This window comes from Pseudomonas paraversuta (assembly GCF_904063065.1).
In the GTDB taxonomy this organism is placed as follows: domain Bacteria; phylum Pseudomonadota; class Gammaproteobacteria; order Pseudomonadales; family Pseudomonadaceae; genus Aquipseudomonas; species Aquipseudomonas paraversuta.
Genome location: NZ_CAJFCL010000011.1, coordinates 44,982 through 67,737, shown reverse-complemented (window position 1 = coordinate 67,737; position 22,756 = coordinate 44,982). Strand labels below are relative to the sequence as shown.

Annotated in this window: 21 protein-coding genes; 13 read left to right on the top strand and 8 right to left on the bottom strand. The window is 60.4% G+C overall.

Features of this window, described 5'->3' with window-relative positions; translation table 11 throughout:
- Nucleotides 1-103: 103 nt before the first annotated feature.
- The 4 genes from eutC to exaC form a co-directional block, all read right to left on the bottom strand.
- On the bottom strand, nucleotides 104-913 hold the full coding sequence (eutC, locus tag JQ845_RS20475) for an ethanolamine ammonia-lyase subunit EutC (protein ID WP_010655463.1): 810 nt from the start codon (nucleotides 911-913) through the stop codon (nucleotides 104-106).
- A gap of 2 nt (nucleotides 914-915) precedes the next feature.
- The gene (locus JQ845_RS20470; protein WP_161719138.1) at nucleotides 916-2,316 is read right to left on the bottom strand and encodes an ethanolamine ammonia-lyase subunit EutB; all 1,401 of its coding nucleotides are present in this window, start codon (nucleotides 2,314-2,316) and stop codon (nucleotides 916-918) included.
- A gap of 52 nt (nucleotides 2,317-2,368) precedes the next feature.
- Complete coding sequence (gene eat, locus JQ845_RS20465; protein ID WP_003444246.1) at nucleotides 2,369-3,817, bottom strand: ethanolamine permease; 1,449 nt, start codon at nucleotides 3,815-3,817, stop codon at nucleotides 2,369-2,371.
- 162 nt (nucleotides 3,818-3,979) lie between these two features.
- Nucleotides 3,980-5,500 carry an acetaldehyde dehydrogenase ExaC gene (gene exaC, locus JQ845_RS20460; RefSeq protein WP_003444244.1) on the bottom strand — a complete coding sequence of 507 codons (1,521 nt, stop codon included), beginning with the start codon at nucleotides 5,498-5,500 and terminating at the stop codon, nucleotides 3,980-3,982.
- Between the two features lie 347 nt (nucleotides 5,501-5,847).
- On the opposite strand from exaC, the gene JQ845_RS20455 reads away from it, so the two are divergent.
- From JQ845_RS20455 to JQ845_RS20440, 4 genes are all read left to right on the top strand, one after another.
- Nucleotides 5,848-7,734 (top strand): sigma-54-dependent Fis family transcriptional regulator, encoded by a 1,887-nt coding sequence (locus tag JQ845_RS20455; protein ID WP_127196867.1) that lies wholly within the window; start codon nucleotides 5,848-5,850, stop codon nucleotides 7,732-7,734.
- A 112-nt stretch (nucleotides 7,735-7,846) separates the two neighbouring features.
- Nucleotides 7,847-9,196 (top strand): UDP-N-acetylmuramate:L-alanyl-gamma-D-glutamyl-meso-diaminopimelate ligase, encoded by a 1,350-nt coding sequence (gene mpl, locus JQ845_RS20450; protein WP_003444238.1) that lies wholly within the window; start codon nucleotides 7,847-7,849, stop codon nucleotides 9,194-9,196.
- Nucleotides 9,193-9,822, top strand: coding sequence for a flavin prenyltransferase UbiX (gene ubiX / locus JQ845_RS20445; RefSeq protein WP_003444235.1), 630 nt, complete (start codon nucleotides 9,193-9,195; stop codon nucleotides 9,820-9,822). Before mpl ends, ubiX begins: the two co-directional genes overlap by 4 nt.
- Nucleotides 9,815-10,102, top strand: coding sequence for a YceK/YidQ family lipoprotein (locus tag JQ845_RS20440; protein ID WP_203009403.1), 288 nt, complete (start codon nucleotides 9,815-9,817; stop codon nucleotides 10,100-10,102). Before ubiX ends, JQ845_RS20440 begins: the two co-directional genes overlap by 8 nt.
- Before the next feature lie 92 nt (nucleotides 10,103-10,194).
- On the opposite strand, the gene JQ845_RS20435 is transcribed toward JQ845_RS20440, so the two are convergent.
- The gene (locus JQ845_RS20435) at nucleotides 10,195-10,836 is read right to left on the bottom strand and encodes an oxidoreductase (RefSeq protein ID WP_003444229.1); all 642 of its coding nucleotides are present in this window, start codon (nucleotides 10,834-10,836) and stop codon (nucleotides 10,195-10,197) included.
- A 53-nt stretch (nucleotides 10,837-10,889) separates the two neighbouring features.
- Nucleotides 10,890-12,581 (bottom strand): C13 family peptidase, encoded by a 1,692-nt coding sequence (locus tag JQ845_RS20430; protein ID WP_060781718.1) that lies wholly within the window; start codon nucleotides 12,579-12,581, stop codon nucleotides 10,890-10,892.
- A 172-nt stretch (nucleotides 12,582-12,753) separates the two neighbouring features.
- On the opposite strand from JQ845_RS20430, the gene JQ845_RS20425 reads away from it, so the two are divergent.
- From JQ845_RS20425 to JQ845_RS20415, 3 genes are read left to right on the top strand one after another with little or no spacing between them, the layout of a single operon-like run.
- Nucleotides 12,754-13,116, top strand: coding sequence for a CidA/LrgA family protein (locus JQ845_RS20425; protein WP_202210247.1), 363 nt, complete (start codon nucleotides 12,754-12,756; stop codon nucleotides 13,114-13,116).
- A complete protein-coding gene (locus JQ845_RS20420) occupies nucleotides 13,113-13,829 on the top strand; it encodes an LrgB family protein (protein ID WP_003444217.1) in 717 nt (238 codons plus the stop codon). The genes JQ845_RS20425 and JQ845_RS20420 overlap by 4 nt, the downstream gene beginning before the upstream one ends.
- A gap of 10 nt (nucleotides 13,830-13,839) precedes the next feature.
- Entirely contained in the window at nucleotides 13,840-14,442 is a 603-nt protein-coding gene (locus tag JQ845_RS20415; RefSeq protein WP_003444214.1) for an LON peptidase substrate-binding domain-containing protein, read from the top strand.
- A gap of 13 nt (nucleotides 14,443-14,455) precedes the next feature.
- On the opposite strand, the gene JQ845_RS20410 is transcribed toward JQ845_RS20415, so the two are convergent.
- Complete coding sequence (locus JQ845_RS20410; protein WP_003444211.1) at nucleotides 14,456-15,772, bottom strand: bifunctional DedA family/phosphatase PAP2 family protein; 1,317 nt, start codon at nucleotides 15,770-15,772, stop codon at nucleotides 14,456-14,458.
- Nucleotides 15,773-15,850: 78 nt separating this feature from the next.
- A complete protein-coding gene (locus tag JQ845_RS20405) occupies nucleotides 15,851-16,528 on the bottom strand; it encodes a DNA-3-methyladenine glycosylase (RefSeq protein WP_161719134.1) in 678 nt (225 codons plus the stop codon).
- A 176-nt stretch (nucleotides 16,529-16,704) separates the two neighbouring features.
- On the opposite strand from JQ845_RS20405, the gene JQ845_RS20400 reads away from it, so the two are divergent.
- The 6 genes from JQ845_RS20400 (at nucleotide 16,705) to rodA (ending at nucleotide 22,753) form a co-directional block, all read left to right on the top strand.
- Nucleotides 16,705-17,976 (top strand): glutamate-5-semialdehyde dehydrogenase, encoded by a 1,272-nt coding sequence (locus tag JQ845_RS20400; protein ID WP_161719132.1) that lies wholly within the window; start codon nucleotides 16,705-16,707, stop codon nucleotides 17,974-17,976.
- Between the two features lie 25 nt (nucleotides 17,977-18,001).
- Nucleotides 18,002-18,667: a nicotinate-nucleotide adenylyltransferase gene (gene nadD / locus JQ845_RS20395; protein ID WP_165878380.1), complete on the top strand. Its 666-nt coding sequence runs from the start codon at nucleotides 18,002-18,004 to the stop codon at nucleotides 18,665-18,667.
- Between the two features lie 71 nt (nucleotides 18,668-18,738).
- Nucleotides 18,739-19,233: a ribosome silencing factor gene (rsfS, locus tag JQ845_RS20390; RefSeq protein ID WP_003444202.1), complete on the top strand. Its 495-nt coding sequence runs from the start codon at nucleotides 18,739-18,741 to the stop codon at nucleotides 19,231-19,233.
- A 9-nt stretch (nucleotides 19,234-19,242) separates the two neighbouring features.
- The gene (gene rlmH, locus JQ845_RS20385) at nucleotides 19,243-19,710 is read left to right on the top strand and encodes a 23S rRNA (pseudouridine(1915)-N(3))-methyltransferase RlmH (RefSeq protein ID WP_003444191.1); all 468 of its coding nucleotides are present in this window, start codon (nucleotides 19,243-19,245) and stop codon (nucleotides 19,708-19,710) included.
- 12 nt (nucleotides 19,711-19,722) lie between these two features.
- Entirely contained in the window at nucleotides 19,723-21,615 is a 1,893-nt protein-coding gene (gene mrdA, locus JQ845_RS20380; protein WP_003444190.1) for a penicillin-binding protein 2, read from the top strand.
- 34 nt (nucleotides 21,616-21,649) lie between these two features.
- Nucleotides 21,650-22,753, top strand: coding sequence for a rod shape-determining protein RodA (rodA, locus tag JQ845_RS20375; RefSeq protein ID WP_165439601.1), 1,104 nt, complete (start codon nucleotides 21,650-21,652; stop codon nucleotides 22,751-22,753).
- The last annotated feature ends 3 nt before the right edge of the window (nucleotides 22,754-22,756 follow it).

Genomic DNA, 22,756 nt, shown 5'->3' with positions numbered 1-22,756 from the left:
GTAGCGAGGCGTGTATTGGCTCGCAGCGGCTGGCTAATCAACCCTGGGAGCGAGCGTGCCTCGCCAAGCACACAGCTCGCTCCTACAGAGTCTGGCCCAGTGTTTATTCACCCTTGAGCAGGAAATTCTCGCTGGGGGCCGCTGATTCTATGGTGTGTACCTGTGCTTCGTCCTTCAGGTTGACCCCCGACAATTGCCGACGACAGGCTTCACGCATCAAGTAAACCAGCCGATGGGCGGCCATGGCGTAGCTCAGCCCTTCGAGCCGCACGTTAGAGATGCAGTTGCGATAGGCATCGGTCAGGCCGATCTTTGGCCCGTAGGTGAAGTACAGACCCAGGCTGTCTGGGGAGCTGAGGCCGGGGCGTTCGCCGATCAGCATCACCACCATTTTTGCACCCAGCAGTTCGCCGATTTCATCGGCGACGGCGACCCGTCCTTGCTCCACCAGAATCACCGGTGACTGGCTCCAGTTTTCAGTGGCCGTTTGCTCCTGCATGCGGGCCAGAAAGGGCAGGGTGTGGCGATGAACCGCCAGCGCCGATAGCCCGTCGGCTACCACTATGGCGACATCGATCGCGCCAGGATGAGCCAGGGCGTAGTCGCGCAATTGCTGCGCCGAGTCGTCGTCAAGTTTGCGCCCCAGATCCGGCCGTTGCAGATAGCTGTGGCGATCAATGGCGGCGCTGTGCAGCAGCAGCGTTTGCTGTCCGCGCTCGGCAAGCTGGCTGCTCAGCCCTGCGTGGTCAAACGGCAAATGCACCGCATCCCGGGCCTGGGCGTGGGCAAACTGAAAATCCAGCTGGGCCCCGGTGGGCATGCTGGTGCCGGTGCGGCCCAGGGCAATGCGCGCCGGGGTCAGGCGGCGCAGTTCCAGCCAGGGGTTGAGACTGTCGGTGGGGGTAGTGGCCATGTTCAGCGTCCTCCCAGATGAGCCAGTGCCTGGCGAAATGCCGGCGGCAGTTGATGGCCGAATTCGATGCGGCCATCGGTCTGGGTGAAAATCCCGATCTTGCTCAGCCATTGCTCGAACTCGGGGGCAGGTTTGAGGCCCAGGGTTTTTCGCGCATACAGCGCGTCATGGAACGAGGTGGTCTGATAGTTGAGCATGATGTCGTCCGAGCCCGGAATCCCCATGATGAAGTTGATCCCGGCCACACCCAGCAGGGTCAGCAGGTTATCCATGTCGTCCTGGTCGGCTTCGGCGTGGTTGGTGTAACAGATGTCGCAACCCATCGGCACGCCCAGCAGCTTGCCGCAGAAGTGGTCCTCAAGCCCGGCGCGGATGATTTGCTTGCCGTTGTACAGGTACTCGGGGCCGATAAAACCCACCACAGTGTTGACCAGAAACGGTTTGAAATGCCGCGCTACCGCGTAGGCCCGGGTTTCGCAGGTTTGCTGGTCGACGCCGAAATGCGCGTTGGCCGACAGCGCGCTGCCCTGGCCGGTTTCGAAATACATCAGGTTGTTGCCCAGGGTGCCGCGGTTGAGGCTTAAACCGGCCTCGTAGCCTTCCTGCAATAGATTCAGATTGATCCCGAAGCTGGCGTTGGCGGCTTCTGTACCGGCAATCGACTGGAATACCAGATCCAGTGGTACGCCACGGTTGATCGCTTCAATCGAGGTGGTGACATGGGTCAGCACACAGGATTGGGTGGGGATCTCATAACGCTGGATGATGGCGTCGAGCATGTTCAGCAGGTCGCAGATCGAGGCGATGCTGTCGGTGGCCGGGTTGATACCGATCATGGCGTCGCCGTTGCCGTACAGCAGGCCATCGAGAATGCTGGCGGCAATCCCCGCCGGATCGTCCGTGGGGTGGTTGGGTTGCAGGCGGGTAGAGAGCCGCCCGCGCAGGCCCATGGTGCCGCGAAAACGGGTGACCACCCGGATCTTCTGCGCCACCAGAATCAGGTCCTGCACGCGCATGATTTTTGACACCGCAGCGGCCATTTCCGGGGTCAGGCCCGGCGCCAGGGCACGCAGGCTCTGTTCGTCGGCGGCGTCGCTGAGCAGCCAGTCACGAAAACCGCCCACTGTCAGATGGCTGACGGCGGCGAAGGCGAGCGGGTCATGGGTGTCGATGATCAGCCGGGTAACTTCATCGGATTCGTAGGGAATCAGCGCTTCCTGCAGGAACCAGGAGAGCGGGATGTCAGCCAGGGCCATTTGCGCAGCGACCCGTTCACCGTCGTTGAGCGCGGCCACTCCAGCCAGGAAATCCCCGGAGCGTGCCGGGCTGGCTTTGGCCATAAGGTCTTTGAGGCTGTCAAAACGGTAAGTCTGAGTGCCTACCGCGTGAGAAAAAGTTGCCATTCAGGATGCTCCTCAACGCCAGACGCCACGCGTCTGGCGGGTTTCTCAGCGACTAGTGCAGGGCTTGCTCGGCTTTTTGGATCGCCGCGAATTCCTCTTCAGGCGTACCGGCCACCAAGTGGTGCCGACTGTAAAAAGCGAAGTAGGCAATTAATACGCCATAGATCACGGCAGCGCCAATCACAACGCGCGGGTCCACCAGGAAACCGGCCACGACCGCGACGCAAGCCAGCACCAAAGCGATGCCTGAAGTGAAGATTCCGCCCGGAGTGCGGTATGGACGCTCCATTTTGGGGCGACGAATACGCAGGGTGATGTGTGCAGCCATCATCAGCACGTAGGAAATGGTCGCGCCAAACACCGCCACCAGAATCAGCAAGTCCCCCTGGCCGGTGAGTGACAGGCCAAAACCGATGATGCCGGGGATGATCAGCGCCAATACCGGGGCTTTGCTTTTGTTGGTTTCGGACAATTTACGCGGCAAATAGCCGGCACGGGACAGGGCGAAGATCTGACGCGAATAGGCGTAAATGATCGAGAAGAAACTGGCGATCAAACCGGCCAGACCCACCAGGTTGACGAAACTGCCCATCCAGGTTGAGCCGCCATAGGCCTTGCTCAGTGCTTCAACCAGCGGGTTGCCCGAGGCCATCAAGTGGTGCGCGCCCGCAGCGCCGGGGCCGATGACCAGAATCAGCAGGGCAAAGGTGACGAGTACCAGCATGGCGCCGATCAGGCCGCGAGGCAGGTCGCGTTTAGGGTTTTTGGTTTCTTCGGCGGCCAGCGGCACGCCTTCGACGGCGAGGAAAAACCAGATCGCATAAGGGATTGCGGCCCACACGCCGACATAGCCGAATGGCAAGAAGGTGCTGGCGCCTTTGGCCTCGGTAACCGGAATATCCAGCAGGTTGGCGACGCTGAAGTGCGGCACCATCGATACCAGGAACACGCCCAGGGCAATCGCGGCCACGGCGGTGATGACAAACATCAGTTTAAGGGCTTCACCCACGCCGAAAATGTGAATGCCGATAAAGATGATGTAGAACGCCAGATAGATCATCCAGCCGCCAATCCCGAACAGCGACTCGCAATAAGCGCCGATGAATACGGCAATCGCCGCGGGGGCGATGGCGTATTCAATCAGGATCGCGGTGCCGGTCAGGAACCCGCCCCACGGCCCGAATGCGCTGCGGGCAAAGCCATAGCCGCCGCCAGCGGTGGGAATCATCGATGACAGTTCGGCCAGCGAAAAGCACATGCACAGGTACATGGTGGCCATCAGCAATGTGGCGATGAACATTCCGCCCCAGCCGCCCTGGGCCAGGCCGAAGTTCCAGCCGGCGTAATCGCCGGAGATGACATAGGCCACACCCAGGCCCACCAGCAGGACCCAGCCGGCAGCGCCTTTTTTCAGTTCGCGTTGTTGAAAATATTCGGAGCCGACCTTTTCAAAGTCGACCGAGGAAGCTGACGCCGGAGCGCCAATGGGTTCGCTAGGCATGTGAGTGCACCTGTTCTTTTATAGTTTGGAAAATATGACAGGGAGCAAAGCAAGAGCTGGGCCATGGGGCCTGATGTAGAGCGGCTTGCTCTGTAGGAACGAGCTTGCTCGCGAGCTTTTTACGGCTCGCGGGCAAGCTCGCGCCTACGGAGGTCAGAGAGGTTAGAAGAAGCCCAGCGGGTTGATGTCGTAGCTCACCAGCAGGTTTTTGGTCTGCTGATAGTGGTCGAGCATCATTTTGTGGGTTTCACGGCCGACCCCGGACTTTTTGTAGCCGCCAAACGCGGCGTGGGCCGGGTACAGGTGGTAGCAGTTGGTCCAGACGCGACCGGCCTTGATGGCGCGGCCCATGCGGTAGGCGCGGTTGATGTCGCGGGTCCACAGGCCGGCACCCAGGCCGAACTCGGTGTCGTTGGCAATCGCCAGGGCTTCGGCTTCGTCCTTGAAGGTGGTGATGCTGACCACCGGGCCAAAAATTTCTTCCTGGAACACACGCATTTTGTTGGTGCCCTTGAGCAGCGTCGGCTGGATGTAGTAGCCGGTTGCCAGGTCGCCTTCGAGCTTGGCTACCTGGCCGCCGGTCAGCAGCTCGGCACCTTCAGCCTTGGCGATTTCAAGGTAAGACAGGATCTTGTCGAACTGCTGCTCCGAGGCCTGGGCGCCAACCATGGTGTCGGTGTCCAGCGGGTCGCCGCGTTTGATCGACGCAACCTTCTTCATCACCACTTTCATGAAGTCGTCGTAGATCGATTCCTGAATCAGCGCGCGGGAAGGGCAGGTGCACACTTCGCCCTGGTTGAAAAATGCCAGCACCAGACCTTCGGCCGCCTTTTCAATGAAAGTCGGTTCGGCCTGCATGATGTCGGCGAAGAAGATGTTCGGCGACTTGCCGCCAAGTTCAACGGTGGAAGGGATGATGTTCTCGGCGGCACATTTCATGATGTGCGAGCCCACCGGGGTCGAGCCGGTGAAGGCGATTTTGGCGATGCGTTTACTGGTGGCCAGCGCCTCGCCAGCTTCTTTGCCGAAGCCTTGCACCACGTTCAGCACGCCCGGAGGCAGCAGATCACCGATCAGTTCCATGAACACGGTGATGCTCAGCGGGGTTTGCTCGGCCGGTTTGAGCACGATGCAGTTACCGGCAGCCAGCGCCGGAGCGAGTTTCCAGGCGGCCATCAGCAGCGGGAAGTTCCACGGAATGATCTGCCCGACCACGCCCAGCGGTTCGTGGATGTGATAGGCCACGGTGTTGCCGTCGATTTCTGCCGCGCTGCCTTCCTGGGCGCGGATGCAACCGGCGTAATAACGGAAATGGTCAGCTGCCAGGGGGACGTCGGCGTTCAGGGTCTCGCGTACCGCCTTGCCGTTGTCCCAGGTTTCGGTCACGGCCAGCAGTTCGAGATTCTGTTCGATACGATCGGCAATTTTAAGCAGCACCAGCGAACGGGCCTGAACCGAGGTCGAGCCCCAGGCGTCAGCAGCGGCATGGGCGGCATCCAGGGCTTTTTCGATGTCTTCTGCTGTTGAACGCGGGAATTCGGCGATGGGTTTGCCGTTCACAGGCGAGGTATTGGTGAAGTACTGGCCTTTGACGGGCGCCACGAATTCGCCGCCGATGTAGTTGCCGTAGCGGCTCTTGAACGAGACGACAGAGCCTTCGGTACCGGGTTGTGCGTAACGCATGGGGAGTGTCTCCTGGCTTTATTGTGCTTATGGGAGGACGCGCTGTGGCGTTGTCATATGCAAGAGCAAAGGCCGGGCCATATTGTCTGCAGGGCTCTAGGCTGGGGCTCACATGGATATAGGGGCAGTAGGGGTGGCAGTCGCTGTCACGGGCTCGATACAGTTGCCGTGACACTTTGTACCAAAACAGGTGCAGATGATGACCGACGGGTCAGTTGGCGATTGCAAAGCCCGGCCGGCAAGCAGATGCTGAGTGTTCGGTCTGGACCTGGATCCATGTTGGCGAAGAGGGTAAATGTGCCCCTGCCGGACATGAGACCGCCGATACAGCGCGGAGAATAATAAGAATGCACAGCAGTGATTTAAGCCGGCACGCCCGGCAGGTTCTCGATGTCACCCAGGGCCGCCCCCAGGGGTGCGACCCTTCTATTGTCCGTTCCTGGCAGCGCTGCCTGGAGGACTACCACCTCGATCCCGCACAAACCATTGCACCGACGGTGCTGGAGCACGGGCGCATTCTGGAAGGTCGCGAGCGTTTGCAGCAGGTGCTGCAAATCGCCGGGCACGAGATGAATAGCCTGCATCAGCAACTGTCGGGGGCCGGGCACGCGGTACTGCTGACCGATGCCCGCGGGGTCATTCTCAACTGTGTAACGGCGGCGACCGAACGCAAAGTGTTCGAGCGGGCCGGGCTGTGGCTGGGGGCTGACTGGAGCGAGGCCCGCGAGGGTACCAACGGAATTGGCACCTGTGTCGTGGAACGCCAGGCCTTGACCATTCATCAGGACGAACATTTTCGTGGCCGCCATACCGGGCTGACCTGTTCGGCAAGTCCGGTATTCGATCCCCAGGGCGAATTGCTGGCGGTGCTGGACGTGTCCTCGGCGCGGCATGACGTTTCGCGCCAGAGCCAGTTTCACACCATGGCCCTGGTCAACCTCTCGGCGCGGATTATCGAAAACAGTTATTTTCTGCGGCACTTCGAAAACCAGTGGCTGCTGCGCTTTCACCTGCAGGCCGAGTCGGTGGGGCTGTTCAGCGAAGGGATGCTGGCGTTCGATGGCGACGGCGCCATCTGCGCAGTCAATCAAAGCGCCCTGAATTTGCTGGGGCATGAGCGGGGCGGGCTGCTGGGGTTAACAGTCGACAGCCTGTTCGATTGTCCGCGGGACGAACTGTTCGCCCGTGCCAGCACCCTGGCCAGCACCAACTGGCCCCTGCGCACCCGCGACGGTCGCCGCTTGTATGCGGCGGTGCGTGGTCAGCCGCGCAGCGTGCCGTGCGCGGTCAAGCCCCAGGCCGAAGCCGTGGTGCCCCGGGTAAGTAGCATTTGCCTGGGGGACCAGGCCCTGCAGACCGATTTTCGTCGTGCCTTGCGGGTGTTCGAGCGGGATGTGCCGTTATTGATCAATGGCGAAACCGGTTCGGGTAAAGAAGCCTTTGCCAAAGCGGTGCATCAGGCCAGCTTGCGTAACGGCAAAGCATTCGTCGCCCTCAATTGTGCGTCGATCCCCGAAAGCCTGATCGAAAGCGAGTTGTTCGGTTATCGCGGTGGCAGCTTTACCGGAGCGCGCAAAGAGGGGATGCAGGGCAAATTGCAGCAGGCCGATGGTGGCACCCTGTTTCTGGACGAGATTGGCGATATGCCCCTGGTGCTGCAAACCCGTCTCTTGAGAGTGCTGGAAGATCGCCTGGTGGTGCCGATTGGCGGTGAACCGCTGGCAGTCAATGTGCGCATCATCAGCGCCACGCACCGCAACTTGCAGGAACGCGTGGCTGACGGCAGTTTTCGCGAAGACTTGTATTACCGTCTCAATGGTCTGGAAATCGGTTTGCCGGCGTTGCGCGAGCGCAGTGACAAGTCGCAGTTGCTGGATTTTCTCCTGGCCGAAGAAGCGGCTGACCAGCACCTAGTGCTCAAGCCTGCGGCACGCCAGGCTTTGCTGGATTTTCAGTGGCCGGGCAACGTCCGCCAGCTGCGCAACGTGTTGCGCACTCTGGCGGCGTTGTGTGAAAACCAGACGATCGAGTTTGATGACTTGCCCATGGCCATTCGCCAGGCCCCCGCCACGGCTGCCGTCCCCTGTGCGCAGCCGTTGGAAAACGCTGAAAAACTGGCCCTGCTCGAGGTGCTGGAACTGCACCGCTGGCATATGACCCATGCCGCCGTGCAGCTGGGGATCAGTCGCAATACGCTGTACAGAAAGCTGCGCAAGCACGGGATAGAGCGATAGCTTATTTTGCGGGAGCCGGCCGGGCGGCTCCCGCAAAAGACGGCATTTGAATCATCAGGTGCGAAAAACAACCCCCTGCGATACCCTTCGCCGATGATTTTCGAGGTCGACTATGCACATTCATATTCTTGGTATTTGCGGCACTTTCATGGGTTCGCTGGCTGTTCTGGCCAAAGAACTGGGTCATCACGTTACCGGTTCCGACGCTAACGTCTATCCGCCAATGAGTACCCAGCTGCAAGCTCAAGGCATTGAGTTGACCCAGGGCTATGATCCGGCCCAGCTCGACCCGGCACCCGATCTGGTGGTGATCGGCAACGCGCTGTCCCGTGGCAACCCGGCCGTCGAATACGTGCTGAACAAAGGCTTGCCTTACGTATCGGGCCCGCAATGGCTGGCCGATCACGTGCTGCAAGGCCGCTGGGTACTGGCTGTGGCCGGCACCCATGGCAAAACCACCACCAGCAGCATGCTGGCCTGGGTTCTGGAGCACGCGGGCATGGCCCCGGGCTTCCTGATCGGTGGTGTGCCGCAAAACTTTGCGGTGTCGGCCCGTCTGGGTGATACGCCGTTCTTCGTGGTCGAGGCCGATGAGTACGACAGCGCCTTCTTCGACAAGCGTTCAAAATTTGTGCATTACCGTCCGCGCACCGCGATCCTGAATAATCTTGAGTTCGATCACGCGGACATCTTCCCGGACTTGCCGGCCATTGAGCGCCAGTTCCATCACCTGGTGCGCACCATCCCGAGCGAAGGCCTGGTGATTCATCCCACCACCGAGCCGGCCTTGCAGCGCGTGATCGAGATGGGCTGCTGGACCCCGGTGCAAACCACAGGCGATGCCGGCCAATGGCAGGCCAAACTGCTCAGCGAAGACGGTTCGCGCTTTGAAGTGTTGTTTGAAGGCAGCGTTCAAGGCACCGTCGAGTGGGACATGACCGGCCAGCACAACGTGGCCAATGCCCTGGCGACCCTGGCGGCGGCACGCCATGTGGGTGTGGTACCAAGCCTGGCGATTGACGGATTGAGCGCGTTTAAAAGCGTGAAACGGCGGATGGAGAAAGTCGCTGAAGTTCACGGCATCACCATCTACGACGACTTTGCCCACCACCCGACTGCCATTGCCACGACCCTTGATGGTCTGCGCAAACGCATCGGCGACGCGCCGCTGATTGCCGTCATCGAGCCGCGCTCCAACTCCATGAAACTGGGCGCCCATCGCGACGGCTTGCCGCAAAGTGTGGTGCAGGCCGATCACGTGGTCTGGTATGCCCCGGCCAATCTGGGCTGGGATCTGGCGGCGACGGTGGCCTCAAGCCCTGTGCCGACTCTGGTATGCGATTCGCTGGAGGCGATCATTGCCGAGGTCAAACGCCATGCCAAACCCGGTACCCAGGTGGTGATCATGAGCAACGGCGGCTTTGGCGGCCTGCACGGCAAATTGGCGGAAGCCCTGCAATGAGTGGCCCGGAACGCATCACCCTGGCGGTAACCGGTGCCTCTGGCATGCAATACGCGCTGCGCCTGCTCGATTGCCTGGTGCGGGAAGACCGTGAGGTGCATTTCCTGATTTCCAAGGCCGCGCAATTGGTGATGGCCACTGAAACCGATGTCAGCCTGCCGCCCAAGCCACAGGCCATGCAGACTTTTCTGACCGAATACACAGGAGCTGCCGCCGGGCAGATTCGCGTCTACGGCAAGGAAGACTGGATGTCACCGGTGGCGTCAGGCTCCGGGGCACCGGCAGCCATGGTGGTGGTGCCCTGTTCTACGGGGACGCTGTCGGCCATTGCCACCGGCGCCTGCAACAACCTGGTTGAGCGGGCTGCGGATGTCACGCTCAAAGAGCGCCGGCAGCTGATTCTGGTGCCCCGAGAGGCGCCGTATTCCAGCATCCATCTGGAGAATATGCTCAAGCTGTCGAACATGGGGGCGGTGATACTGCCCGCCTCGCCGGGCTTCTATCACCAGCCACAAACCATCGATGACCTGGTGGACTTTGTGGTGGCGCGAATTCTCAACCTGCTCAATATCCCGCAAGACATGCTGCCACGCTGGGGCGAGCACCATGTGGGCGGCGATGAGTAAGGTTGTGCTGCTGATGCTTGCGGCTATGCATGTCTGTGGTTGCGCCAGTGTTCGCACGCTGGACGCGGCCAAGCCGGGGGCGCCGATTGTCTATGCCGGCACCCGACTGGACATGTACGCGTTACAGGGCGGGTGCTGTGCGATGGACCGCTTTGGTGCCGATGCCCCGCGCTACCCGGGGCTGGACCTGCCAGCCAGCGCATTGCTCGATACGCTGCTGTTGCCCTTGTCGGTGTTGACGGTGCTGGGTGTGGGCTATCAGGCCAGCGGTGGTTTGTAGTCGCTGCCAAAGGCTGCTGGCTCTGTGCTGCGCAGGACTACGCCCCCCGGTTTTATAAAGCTCGCAGCCTTTGGCAGCGACCACAGGGCGGATTATTTACCCAGCCTTCTCAGTTCATCGGACTCGACCACCCGCACCCCATCCTGCTCTTCCAAGGCCAGGCGCCATAGGGCACGAGCCAGCTGGCAGGCCTCGATACCGTGGTATTTGCCCGGGATCAGTCTGGACAGGGGCGCCGCCAGCTGCTCCGCCAAACGCGGTTCTGTACGCTCACCGATCAGCAGCGACGGGCGGGCAATGGTCAGCTGCGGCCAGCCCTGGACGCGCAATGATTGCTCCATCTCGCCTTTGACCCGGTTATAGAACACCGACGATTTAGGATCGGCCCCTATCGCGCTGAGCACTATCAGGTGCCGCGCGCCCATTTCCCGTGCGCGTTTGGCAAAGGCCACGACCATGTCATGGTCGACGGCACGGAAGGCTTCTTGCGAGCCCGCCTGCTTGATGGTGGTTCCCAGGCAGCAAAATGCGATATCGACCTGTCCGCTCAGCTCTGGCAGAAACACCGACGGATCGCCCACCGGATTTTCCAGGTGCGGATGTTTGGCCAGCGGTCGCCGTGAGGGCGCAAGTACTCGGGTGATGGTGGGTTCGTTAAGCAACCGGTCGAGCAGATGTTCGCCGGTAAGACCGGTAGCTCCTGCAAGCAGGATGTGCTGAGGCGTCAAGTACATGCGTGGTTCTCCCTTGATACATCCAGCTTAGTCTTAGTTAGCTGACTTGCAGTTCATTCAGGTGACTGCAAGGCCTGTTTTGCCTGTTGCTGGCGCAAGCGTTGCCAGTGCGCCAGGACACCTTTGGGCGCCCATATCTGCGGCTCGGAGGGCTCGTAGCCGTCAGTCTGCTCGCGCTCGGCGATATAACCCCTGGCCAGTTTGAAAGCTTTTTGCAGGTCGTCGGTCTGATTCAGCGCCTGAGCGAACAGGGCATTGCCGAAGTAAGTGAAGTCGGCTTCTTCCGAGCAGCCAAAAGACACGCGGTCGGCCCGGGATGCGGTCATGATCAGGGTTTTGTCATCTTTGAGCGCCGGGATAAACCCGCCGGAGTAGCAGGATGAAATCACGATAATCTTGTCCCGGTTTTTCAGCGGAGCCAGGGCTGCGGCCAGTTCGTCGGCAGGCAGGTCTGCCAGCTCCAGGCGCGGTTGATCCAGCACCAGTTCATGCTCCTGGGTGCCGTGACTGGTGAGGTAGATAAACACCAGGTCTTCGGGGCCGGTACGCTCGGCCAGGGTTTTGGCTGCGCGGTGCAGGTTTTCTCGGGTGGCCATGGGCTGGTCCAGCAGATGGTCGCGATGGTTCACCAGGTTGATCTGGCCGTGGCTGCCGAAGCGGGTGGCGAGCATGTTGTTGACGTATTCGGCTTCACGCATGAACACACTTTGCTTGCCGTCGCCCGCCAGCACCAGGCTGTATAGCTCTACGTCGGGGGTCGACGCAGGTACTGCATCCAGTGCGTCTTTGAGCAGCGTTCCCTGATTGAGCAGGCCCAGTTCCAGCGGGTCGGGCAGCAGGTTGCCATTGGCATCGCGTACCCGTTGTCCGTTAAGCCAGTAGCCGCTTTCAACGGTGCCATCGGCCAGGGTCAGGGTGCCATGCCCCTGATAGGTGTCCGCGGCAAATTCACCGATATAGCTGCTGCCGTCGGCCATGCTCAGGTGGCCGGGGCCATTGAACCGCCACTCATTGAACATGCCGCGATAGTGCGAGCCATCAATGCCGATCAGCTCGCCCTTGCCGGTCAGGGCGCCATCTTTGAACTCGCCGATCCAGACATCGCCGTCAGCGTTTTCATAGCGGCCTTTGCCGTTCAGTTGATTGTGTTTGAATGCGCCTTCGTACTGGTCGCCATCGGCACTGTTGAACACGCCGTTGCCTTCCAGCTCGCCATTGACGAACTGGCCGCTGAATTCATTGCCGCTGGCATCGCTGCGCTTGCCTTCGCCGTTGGGTTTACCGTGGGCGAACTGCCCCTGGTACTGGCTGCCGTCTTCAAGTTCAAGGTGCCCAACGCCGGAGAACTGATCGTCCTTGAACTCGCCGCGGTAGCTCATGCCACCTTCTTTGAGCGTGCCCTCACCCTCGCGCCGGCCCTGCTTGAAGCCGCCGACATAGGTGCTGTCGTGGGTGGTCAGGCTGCCCTGGCCGCTGTACTGGCCCTGTTCGAAGCCACCGCTATAGACGTCGCCGTTGCTGGCGTGCCATTCACCCTGACCGTGCCACAGGCCATTTTTGAAATCGCCGGTATACCAACTGCCATTCGGGTAGTCGATACGGCCCTGACCTTGCAATAGCCCGTTGACCACTTCGCCTCGATAGCGGCCGCCATCAGGCAGGCGTGCGTCGGGAGGCATCAGCGATTCGCCGTCTCCGCAGGCCGTCAACAGCAGGGTCAAAGCAAGGGGGGCAAGTGGGCGCATAGCGGGATCCGGATAGTTAGGCTTGCGAGTATGCCGTAGCAAGGAGAGCCGCTCTATAGGGCTGGATGAAACATCCTGGTAATTGCGTGACCATCGCCATGGTTTGGCAATGCCGGCTTGTGAGGGGACGTGCTTATAATGCGACGCAAAAAATATTTGCTGGAGAAGTGAGATGTTGTTACGCGGCTTGACGTGGCTGGTGCTGTTTCAATTGCTCGGTACTGCCCTTAATCACTTGTTCGTCCCCGTGTTGCCCGGCCCGATTATCGGTCTGTTGCTGCTGCTGGCATTTTTGCTGCTGCGCGGCCAGGTCGGCGAACCCCTGAGCCAGGCGGCCAGCAGTTTGTTGCGCTACCTGCCGCTGCTGCTCGTCCCTCCTGCCGTCGGAGTCATGGTGTATGCCGCCGATATCGCGGCTGATTTTTGGGCCATTGCCGGTGCCCTGGTGCTGTCACTGCTGATCTCTATGGCGTTTGTCGGTGTGCTGATGCAGCGCTTGCTCAAGGGGCACAGTCACCCCGGGGAGCGGCCATGAACCTTGAGTGGCAGGGCGCCTGGGCGTCGGTAATCCATCACCCGCTGTTTGGCATCGGGATTACCCTGGGCGCTTATCAACTGGTGCTGGCGGCCTATGAAAAAACCCGCTGGATTTTCCTGCAGCCGGTGTTGGCGTCGATGTTGCTGGTGATCGGGGTCCTGGTCAGTTGCGGTCTGAGTTATGTCGAGTACCGTAAAAGCACGGAAATCCTCAGCATCCTGCTTGGCCCGGCCACTGTGGCGCTGGCGGTGCCGCTGTATCTGAATCTGCGGCGAATCCGTCAACTGTTCTGGCCCATTTTTACTACGCTGGTGATTGGCGGAGTCCTGGCCACCGGACTGGTGGTTTTGCTGGGCTGGTGGTTTGGCGCCGAGCATATGATGCTGATGACCCTGGCGCCGAAGTCGGTTACTTCGCCGATTGCGATGCTGGTCGCAGAACAGATCGGCGGTGTTGCGCCCCTGGCGGCGGTATTTGTGCTGATTACCGGAGTAATCGGCGCGATAGTCGGCCCCGGGCTGTTGCGGCTTTTGCGGGTGCATAGCCCTGAGGCCCGGGGTATGGCGCTGGGCATGACCGCCCACGCGGTGGGCACCTCGGTGGCGTTGCAAGAAGGCGAGGAGTGCGGCGCTTTTGCAGCGCTGGCCATGAGTCTGATGGGCGTAGGTACGGCGGTTTTCCTGCCGTTGGCTGTAACCCTGGTTGTCTAAGGAAAAATATATGAGCTTGCCGCTGTTTCCATTGAACACCGTGCTGTTTCCGGGCTGCGTGCTGGACTTGCAGATTTTCGAGGCGCGCTATCTGGACATGATTGCCCGTTGCATGAAGCAAGGCACGGGTTTTGGTGTGGTGTGCATCCTGGAAGGCGGCGAGGTAGGAGAGGCGCCCCAGGATATCGCCCGGATTGGCTGTGAAGCGCTGATTCGCGATTTTCAGCAGCAGGACAACGGCCTGCTGGGGATACGGGTCGAGGGCGGACGGCGCTTTGAGGTGTTGAGCACCGAGCTTCAGGGCAATCAGTTATTGCTGGCCGAGGTCGACTGGCTGGACGAGCTTCCCGAACAGCCGCTGGAGCACGAAGACCAGGACCTGCTGGCATTGCTCAAAGCCCTGGCGGAACACCCGATGGTGGCTGCGTTGAACATGAGCACTGAAGTGCCGGGTCAGCAGGCACTGGCAAACCAGTTGGCCTACCTGCTGCCCTTTGCCGAACAGGACAAGCTCGAACTGCTGCAGGTCGATGACCCGCAGCAGCGTCTGGACGGGATTCAGGTGCTGCTCGACGAGATGCAGAGCGAGGCGCTGGGCGAAACCCTGATGTAGGCGTCGGGCTGCATCAATAGGTGTAGCGCAGCAACTCGCGGGACAAGTCGTGCAGCATGAAAAAGCCATACAGAGCAACGATTGCCGGCAGGATCAGCCACCAGATTTTCTGCGGTATCGGCTGCAGCGGCATGTAGCGCTGGCTCAGCGCCAGGGCAAAAGCGTTGACCAGGATGGCGAGCAGGGCGCCGGCCATGATGTCGGTTGGCCAATGGGCCCCCAGATACACCCGCGACAGCGCCACGCTGATCGCCAGCAAGCAGCCCAGCAGGACCCAGGTAATGCGCATGCGCTGCGGTTGTTCGCGCCCGGCCAGAATCGCCAGGGCGATAAAAAACGCAAATGAGCCGGAGCTATGGCCGCTGGGCATGCTGTAGGTGGTCAGCGGATCCACCAGCACTTCGGGGCGCATGCGGGCAAAGAAGTGTTTGGTGGCGGTGTTGGCCAGGGCCGTAAACAGCGTCACCCCGCCAAAAAAGATCATCGCCCGCCACTGCTTGGTGACCAGCAGCAACCCGCAGAGCAGCGCCGCGGCCACAAACTGGGTGTGGAAGTTGCCTATTTGCGTGACCAGCACGGCGCCGAGATCCATCGCGCTGCTGCGGTGCTCCTGCAGCAGCGCACTGATGCCACGGTCAAAAGCGCCCATGTACGGATAGCCCGCGAACACCGCGATCAGCAGCGCCAGACCCAGGGCGCCGATCAATAACGTGGCTTTGGGTTGGCGGCGGATGCTGGCATTGATGCTCAGCCCCAGCAGTGCAGTCAGACCCGCGGCAACGATGGCTGCTTGCGGCCAGAACCCTTCAGGCAACGGCAGGCGAATCGCGGCCCCTGTTGCCCAGCCCGGCAGCAGATAGGCCACCGACCAGCCAGCCCCGGCCAGCAGGCTGACAATGATGAAGCGCGGGACCGGCATGTCGCACATGCCTGCCACCATGGGCAGCATAGGACGCAGCGGGCCGATGAAGCGTCCGACCAGCAGGCTGGCAATCCCGTAGCGTTGAAAATAGCCTTCGGCGCGGTTTATCCATTCAGGATGGTGGCGCAGCAAGGGCAGGCGCCGGATGTTTTGGTGGAAACGTCTGCCCAGAACGTAGGACACAACGTCTCCGGTCAGACCACCGAGCAGCCCCAGCAACAATGTTTCACCCAGTGACATCGCGCCATTGCCTGCCAGGACGGCGATCGCGAACAGCAATATGGTGCCCGGAATGATAAAGCCGATGATCGCCAGGCATTCAAAGAACGTCACTAAAAATACGGCAAGGCCCAGCCATTGCGGGTTGGCCGTTAACCAGCCGGTCATGCTATCGAGCCATGGGCCCATGCTAAAACTTCCTTTTTAATCGTTGTTTCAATCGTCTGCAGATGCGAGCTCTGCGTTGCTGTGTTGAACAGCTTGCTCCTACAGAGGGGGCGGGTTTTCCAACACTATATAGTCGCGCCCCTCAACCTGGCCGCGGCGCAGTGGGTTGCGGGTGCAGTACGCGGTGTAGTCGGCATCGACAAATCGGTACAGCAAATGCTCGTCCCGGCCATGGGGTATGCCCAGGCGGGTGGTTTGAATGATCTGCGACGGCACCTCTGAGACGTCATCGACCCGTAAACGTTCGGGATCGAAACATTTTGCATCCCAGTCAGGTACTTTCAGCCCCAATGCTTTGCACAGCAGGGTTTGCCCCGCGCAGAGTTTCTGGTCCGGGCGTGGCCGGCCCTGGGTGTCCGGGTTGTTGAGTCGCATCCGGGCCAGGCTGGCCGGGCCGGACAACAGGTCCTGCCAGGGGTAGGCCGACTTGATCAGTACCGCGTTGCCGGGGCCCTGGGCACTGAAGTTCAGCGAGTCGCCGCCCCGTGCGTAGTACATATAGATGTGGCCACCATCGAAAAACAGCGCCTTGCGCTTTTCGGTGTAGCCCAGGGACGCGTGGCTGCCCTTGTCTGCGCAGTAATAGGCTTCGGTTTCGATGATCCGCGCGCTAAGCCACAAACCGTCAACCCGGTGACGAATGACTTTTCCCAACAGTTCGCGAGCGAGCAGCTGGGCGTCGCGATTGAAAAAAGTATCGGGCAACGTGATTGGCATCTTCAGGGCGGTCAGCAGATGGCTAAAAAGTCGCCAATCATAGCAAGGGATGCTTAATCGGGGCTGAACACTGTGTATTTACGGCCGATTTCGACCATCCGCCTGTCACCGCTGTGCGTGAGACGGCGCGACAGCTATAATCGGCCGCTTTCCTCCCTGCCAAGACCCTTGAGACCATGACTGAGTCCGTTCTTGACTACATGACCCGCCTGGGTCGCGCTGCTCGCGAAGCCTCCCGCGTGATCGGTCGCGCCAGCACGGCGCAGAAAAACCGTGCCCTGCACGGCGCTGCCGAAGCCCTGGATGCGGCCCGTTCGGAGCTGGTTGCGGCCAACGAACTGGACCTGGCCGCCGGCCGGGCCAATGGCCTTGAGCCAGCCATGCTGGAGCGCCTGGCGCTGACCCCTGCCCGAATCGACAGCATGATTGTCGGTTTGCGTCAGGTGGCAAGCTTGCCGGACCCCGTCGGGGCCATTCGTGACATGAGCTATCGCCCCTCGGGTATCCAGGTGGGCAAGATGCGCGTGCCGCTGGGAGTAGTCGGAATCATCTACGAGTCGCGTCCGAACGTGACCATCGATGCCGCCAGCCTGTGTCTCAAGTCGGGCAATGCCACCATTCTGCGTGGCGGCTCCGAGGCGATTCACTCCAACCGTGCGATAGCCATCTGCATCCAGCGAGGTCTGGCCGAGGCCGGACTGCCGCCGGCAGTGGTACAGGTGGTTGAAACCACCGACCGGGCTGCGGTCGGCGCGCTGATCACTATGCCCGAGTACGTGGACGTGATTGTGCCCCGTGGCGGCAAAGGCCTGATCGAACGGGTCAGCCGTGATGCCAAGGTGCCGGTCATCAAGCACCTTGACGGCATTTGCCATGTCTATGTCAGTGCCCGCGCTGATCTGGCCAAGGCCCAGCGCATCGCGTTCAACGCCAAGACCTACCGTTACGGGATCTGCGGGGCGATGGAAACCCTGCTGGTGGATCAGGCCGTCGCTGCGCAGTTTTTGCCGGCAATGGCCGAACAGTTCCGCACCAAGGGCGTCGAGCTGCGCGGTTGCGAACGTACCCGGGCGTTGATCGACGTGCTGCCGGCCACCGAAGATGACTGGAGCACCGAGTATCTGGATGCGATTTTGTCGATCCTGATCGTCGACGGTCTGGACCAGGCGATTGAGCACATCAATCACTACGGCTCCCATCACACCGACTCGATCGTCACCGAACATCAGGGCGACGCCCGGCGTTTTATGGCCGAAGTCGACTCCAGTTCAGTGATGCTCAACACCCCGACCTGCTTCGCCGATGGATTTGAGTACGGATTGGGTGCGGAGATTGGCATTTCTACTGATAAGCTGCACGCCCGCGGCCCGGTGGGTCTCGAAGGTCTGACCTGCGAGAAGTACATTGTGGTCGGTGACGGTCAGCTGCGCGGCCAGGAGCCGGTCTGACTTGGTTGACCTCAGTCCGTTAGTGGTGGCCCCGGCCATCGGCCTGTTACCCCTGCGCATTGGCGTTCTGGGTGGCACCTTCGATCCGGTGCACATCGGGCATTTGCGCGGTGGCCTGGAAGTGGCCGAAATGATGCAGCTCGACGAGTTGCGTCTGACTCCCAACGCCAGGCCGCCACATCGCGATACGCCCCAGGTGTCGGCGCTCGACCGTTTGGCGATGGTTGAGTGTGCTGTCGCTGGAGTAGCTACGCTGGTAGTGGATTCCCGGGAGCTGCAACGGGACACGCCGTCCTACACCATTGATACCCTGGAACTGATGCGGGCCGAGCTGGCCGCTGATGACCAGTTGTTTTTACTGCTGGGCTGGGACGCTTTTTGCGGCCTGCCTACGTGGCACCGCTGGGAGGATTTACTCCAGCATTGCCATATCCTGGTGCTACAGCGCCCGGATGCCGACAGCGAACCGCCGGATGCATTGCGCAACCTGCTGGCAGCGCGCTCGGTGAGCGACCCGCTGGCCCTGAAGGGGCCTGGCGGACAGATTGCATTCGTCTGGCAGACGCCGCTCGCGGTATCCGCCACCCAGATCCGTCAACTGCTGGCCAGCGGTAAGTCGGTACGTTATCTGGTGCCCGACGCGGTCCTGGCCTACATCGATGCGCACGGACTTTACCGTGCGTCGAACTGAAAAGGCGCGTTTCAAGGCACGATTCAACGTGTATTGAAACGCCCGAACACATGAGCAAAACGAGTTTTTATATGACGAACAAAGACGTAAGCAAAGTAAAGCGCACAGGCAAAGCCAAAAGCGCTCCGCTGCCAGTTGAAAAATTCACCGGTGAGCCACTCAAGGGCGAAAAACTGGTTGAAGTAGCCGTTGCCGCTCTGGAAGACGTTAAAGGTCAGGACATCCAGATCATCGACGTGCGTGACAAGCACAGCATCACCGATTTCATGATCATCGCTACCGGTACTTCGAACCGTCAGATCGGCGCGATGCTGGACAAGGTTCGTGAGGCCGTCAAAGCGCTGGGCGTGAAGCCATTGGGCGAAGAAGGCAAGGGCGACAGCGACTGGGTCCTGCTGGATATGGACGACGTGATCGTGCACATGATGACTGCCAGTGCCCGTCAGTTCTACGACCTGGAACGCCTGTGGTCCGGCGCAGAACAGAGCCGTGCCCTGAACGCTGCTCACCACAGCCCGGAAAACACCCACGAGCACTTCATCAAGCTCAACAAAGACCAGGAATAAGGGTTCGTTGTGCGCTTGCGTCTGATCGCTGTCGGTTCGCGTATGCCCAAGTGGGTGGAAGAGGGTTGGCATGAATATGCCAAGCGTCTGCCATCCGAGCTGGCGCTTGAACTGGTAGAAATACCGCTCAATACCCGCGGCAAGAATGCTGACGTGGCTCGTTTTATCCGTCAGGAAGGCGAGGCCATGCTGGCCAAGGTCGGCCCGGGGGAGCGAATCGTTACGTTGGAAGTCCACGGCAAGCCGTGGAGCACCGAGCAGCTGGCGGTTGAGCTCGACCGCTGGCGCCTGGACTCGCGCACGGTGAACTTCATGGTCGGCGGCCCCGAAGGGTTGGCGCCTGAAGTTTGCGCGCGCGCCGATCAGCGCTGGTCGTTGTCGCCCTTGACGTTGCCGCACCCGTTAGTACGGATTCTGATTGGTGAACAGTTGTATCGCGCCTGGACAGTGTTGTCCGGGCACCCTTATCACAAATAGTCAGCGTCCCGAATGTCTCAGCCGATACGCCTCAAAGACCACGAGAAAGACGCACGCCTGGTGCGCGGACGAGTCGTGGTCGGCGCAATTGCGGTGGTGGTACTGATTTGCGTCCTGCTTGCACGCCTGTATTTTCTGCAGGTGGTGCAGTACGAGTACCACTCGACCCTGTCGGAAAACAACCGGGTGCATGTGCAGCCGATTCCACCGACCCGCGGCCTGATCTTTGACCGCAATGGCGTAGTGATCGCGGACAACCGTCCCAGTTTCAGCCTGACCATGACCCGTGAGCGTTCGGGCGATTCGCAGCAGGTGCTCGACGTTATCGTTGAAGTCCTGCAGCTCACGCCGGAAGATCGTGCGTTGTTTGAAAAACGCATGAAGCAGGGGCGCCGGCCGTTTGAGCCAGTGCCCATTCTGTTTGAGCTGAACGAAGAGCAGATCGCCCGGATTGCCGTGAACCAGTTCCGCCTGCCCGGGGTTGAGGTGGTTGCGCAGCTGGTACGGCATTACCCGCAAGGCGCGCACTTTGCGCACTCGGTGGGTTACATGGGGCGGATCAACGAGAAAGAGCTTAAAACCCTCGATCCGGTCAATTACAGCGGCACCCATCACATCGGCAAAACCGGTATCGAACGCTTCTATGAAGCCGAGCTGCACGGTCAGGTGGGCTACGAAGAAGTTGAAACCAACGCCCGGGGCCGGGTATTGCGGGTGTTAAAGCGCACCGACCCGATTCCCGGCAAAGACATCGTGCTCAGCCTCGATATCAAGCTGCAAGAGGCGGCCGAAGAAGCACTTGCCGGTCGGCGCGGGGCGGTAGTTGCCCTGAATCCGATGACCGGTGAAGTGCTGGCCATGGTCAGTCAGCCAAGCTTTGACCCCAACCTGTTTGTCACCGGCATCAGCTTCAAGGCCTATGCCGAGTTGCGCGATTCGATTGACCGCCCGCTGTTCAACCGCATCTTGCGCGGCCTGTACCCGCCGGGCTCGACCATCAAGCCGGCAGTAGCGATTGCCGGTCTGGACAGTGGCGTGATCAATGCTTCGACCCGGGTCTACGATCCGGGCTATTACCAGTTGCCCAATTACGATCACAAGTACCGTAACTGGAACCGCACCGGTGATGGCTATGTCGACCTGGACACCGCGATCATGCGGTCCAACGACACCTATTTCTATGATCTGGCCCACAAGCTGGGCATCGATCGTTTGTCGACCTACATGAACCAGTTCGGTATCGGCCAAAAAGTCTCCCTCGACATGTTCGAAGAGTCGGCTGGCTTGATGCCGTCCCGGGAGTGGAAGCGCGCGACCCGGCGTCAGGCCTGGTTCCCGGGCGAGACCCTGATTCTGGGGATTGGTCAGGGTTATATGCAGTCCACGCCTCTGCAGCTGGCGCAGGCGACTGCGCTGATTGCCAGCAAGGGCAAGTGGATTCGCCCGCACCTGGCCAAAACCATTGAGGGCGTGGCGCCGGTCGATCCTAACCCGATGCCCGATATCATTCTTCGCGACCCGTCCAGCTGGGCCAAGGTCAGTCACGGCATGCAGCAAGTGGTGCACGGTGCCCGCGGCACTGCGCGGGTTGCAGGCGTCGGGGCGCAATACCTGATTGCCGGCAAGAGTGGTACGGCGCAGGTCGTGGCGATCAAACAGGGTGAGAAGTACGACCGCTCCAAGGTTCAGGAACGTCACCGTGACCACGCCTTGTTTGTCGGCTTTGCCCCGGCCAACAACCCGCAAATTACCGTCTCGGTCATGATTGAAAACGGTGAGGCGGGCAGTCGGGTTGCCTCGCCGGTGGTGCGTAAGGTCATGGATGCCTGGTTGCTGGATGCTGACGGCAAGCTCAAACCCGAATACGCCAGCCCTTTAAAGGCAGAGGTTACGGCCAATGATTAGTAATTTTGACCGCATCCTCTCCAGTGAGGACGTGATGCGTCGACGTGCCACGCTGCTGCAGCGTTTGCATATCGATGGTCCGCTGCTGATTCTGCTCCTGACCCTGGCTGCGGGCAGTCTGTTTGTACTCTATTCGGCCAGCGGTAAAAGCTGGGACTTGCTGAGCAAACAGGCAACATCCTTCGGCATCGGCCTGGTGTCGATGTTTATCATCGCCCAGCTCGAGCCCCGCTTCATGGCGCGCTGGGTGCCGGTGGGCTACCTGGTCGGGGTGATGTTGCTGGTGGTGGTGGATGTCATGGGCCACAACGCCATGGGCGCTACGCGCTGGATCAACATACCGGGGGTCATTCGCTTCCAGCCCTCGGAGTTCATGAAGATTCTGATGCCGGCGACCATCGCCTGGTATCTGTCCAAACGCACGCTACCGCCACAACTCAAACACGTGGCAGTCAGTTTGCTGCTGATCGGCATTCCCTTTGGTCTGATCGTGCGTCAGCCCGACCTCGGCACCGCGCTGCTGGTTCTGGCGGGCGGCGCGTTCGTGCTGTTTATGGGTGGTTTGCGCTGGCGCTGGATTATCAGCGTGTTGGCGGCGGCCGTGCCGGTGGCAATTGCCATGTGGTTTTTCATCATGCATGACTACCAGAAGCAGCGAATCCTGACCTTTCTCGATCCTGAGAGCGATCCGCTGGGCACGGGCTGGAACATTATCCAGTCCAAGGCTGCCATCGGTTCGGGCGGGGTCTTCGGCAAGGGCTGGCTGCTGGGCACCCAGTCGCACCTGGATTTTCTGCCTGAGAGTCACACCGACTTCATCATTGCGGTGATGGGGGAGGAGTTCGGTCTGGTGGGTATCTGTGCACTGTTGTTGATCTACCTGTTGTTGATTGGTCGGGGCCTGGTGATTACCGCCCAGGCGCAGACGCTGTTCGGCAAATTGCTGGCGGGCAGCCTGACCATGACGTTTTTTGTTTATGTTTTCGTCAACATCGGTATGGTCAGTGGCCTGTTACCGGTGGTGGGCGTGCCATTGCCGTTCATTAGTTACGGCGGAACTTCGCTCGTGACGCTGCTGTCAGCGTTTGGGGTTTTGATGTCGATCCACACTCATCGCAAGTGGATCGCACAAGTTTGATTA

What these genes read in the sequence shown, in the direction of transcription:
- eutC (WP_010655463.1), bottom strand. Translation starts at nt 913, where the DNA reads ATGGCCACTACCCCCACCGACAGTCTCAACCCCTGGCTGGAACTGCGC.
- JQ845_RS20470 (WP_161719138.1), bottom strand. Translation starts at nt 2,316, where the DNA reads ATGGCAACTTTTTCTCACGCGGTAGGCACTCAGACTTACCGTTTTGAC.
- eat (WP_003444246.1), bottom strand. Translation starts at nt 3,817, where the DNA reads ATGCCTAGCGAACCCATTGGCGCTCCGGCGTCAGCTTCCTCGGTCGAC.
- exaC (WP_003444244.1), bottom strand. Translation starts at nt 5,500, where the DNA reads ATGCGTTACGCACAACCCGGTACCGAAGGCTCTGTCGTCTCGTTCAAG.
- JQ845_RS20455 (WP_127196867.1), top strand. Translation starts at nt 5,848, where the DNA reads ATGCACAGCAGTGATTTAAGCCGGCACGCCCGGCAGGTTCTCGATGTC.
- mpl (WP_003444238.1), top strand. Translation starts at nt 7,847, where the DNA reads ATGCACATTCATATTCTTGGTATTTGCGGCACTTTCATGGGTTCGCTG.
- ubiX (WP_003444235.1), top strand. Translation starts at nt 9,193, where the DNA reads ATGAGTGGCCCGGAACGCATCACCCTGGCGGTAACCGGTGCCTCTGGC.
- JQ845_RS20440 (WP_203009403.1), top strand. Translation starts at nt 9,815, where the DNA reads ATGAGTAAGGTTGTGCTGCTGATGCTTGCGGCTATGCATGTCTGTGGT.
- JQ845_RS20435 (WP_003444229.1), bottom strand. Translation starts at nt 10,836, where the DNA reads ATGTACTTGACGCCTCAGCACATCCTGCTTGCAGGAGCTACCGGTCTT.
- JQ845_RS20430 (WP_060781718.1), bottom strand. Translation starts at nt 12,581, where the DNA reads ATGCGCCCACTTGCCCCCCTTGCTTTGACCCTGCTGTTGACGGCCTGC.
- JQ845_RS20425 (WP_202210247.1), top strand. Translation starts at nt 12,754, where the DNA reads ATGTTGTTACGCGGCTTGACGTGGCTGGTGCTGTTTCAATTGCTCGGT.
- JQ845_RS20420 (WP_003444217.1), top strand. Translation starts at nt 13,113, where the DNA reads ATGAACCTTGAGTGGCAGGGCGCCTGGGCGTCGGTAATCCATCACCCG.
- JQ845_RS20415 (WP_003444214.1), top strand. Translation starts at nt 13,840, where the DNA reads ATGAGCTTGCCGCTGTTTCCATTGAACACCGTGCTGTTTCCGGGCTGC.
- JQ845_RS20410 (WP_003444211.1), bottom strand. Translation starts at nt 15,772, where the DNA reads ATGGGCCCATGGCTCGATAGCATGACCGGCTGGTTAACGGCCAACCCG.
- JQ845_RS20405 (WP_161719134.1), bottom strand. Translation starts at nt 16,528, where the DNA reads ATGCCAATCACGTTGCCCGATACTTTTTTCAATCGCGACGCCCAGCTG.
- JQ845_RS20400 (WP_161719132.1), top strand. Translation starts at nt 16,705, where the DNA reads ATGACTGAGTCCGTTCTTGACTACATGACCCGCCTGGGTCGCGCTGCT.
- rsfS (WP_003444202.1), top strand. Translation starts at nt 18,739, where the DNA reads ATGACGAACAAAGACGTAAGCAAAGTAAAGCGCACAGGCAAAGCCAAA.
- mrdA (WP_003444190.1), top strand. Translation starts at nt 19,723, where the DNA reads ATGTCTCAGCCGATACGCCTCAAAGACCACGAGAAAGACGCACGCCTG.
- rodA (WP_165439601.1), top strand. Translation starts at nt 21,650, where the DNA reads ATGCGTCGACGTGCCACGCTGCTGCAGCGTTTGCATATCGATGGTCCG.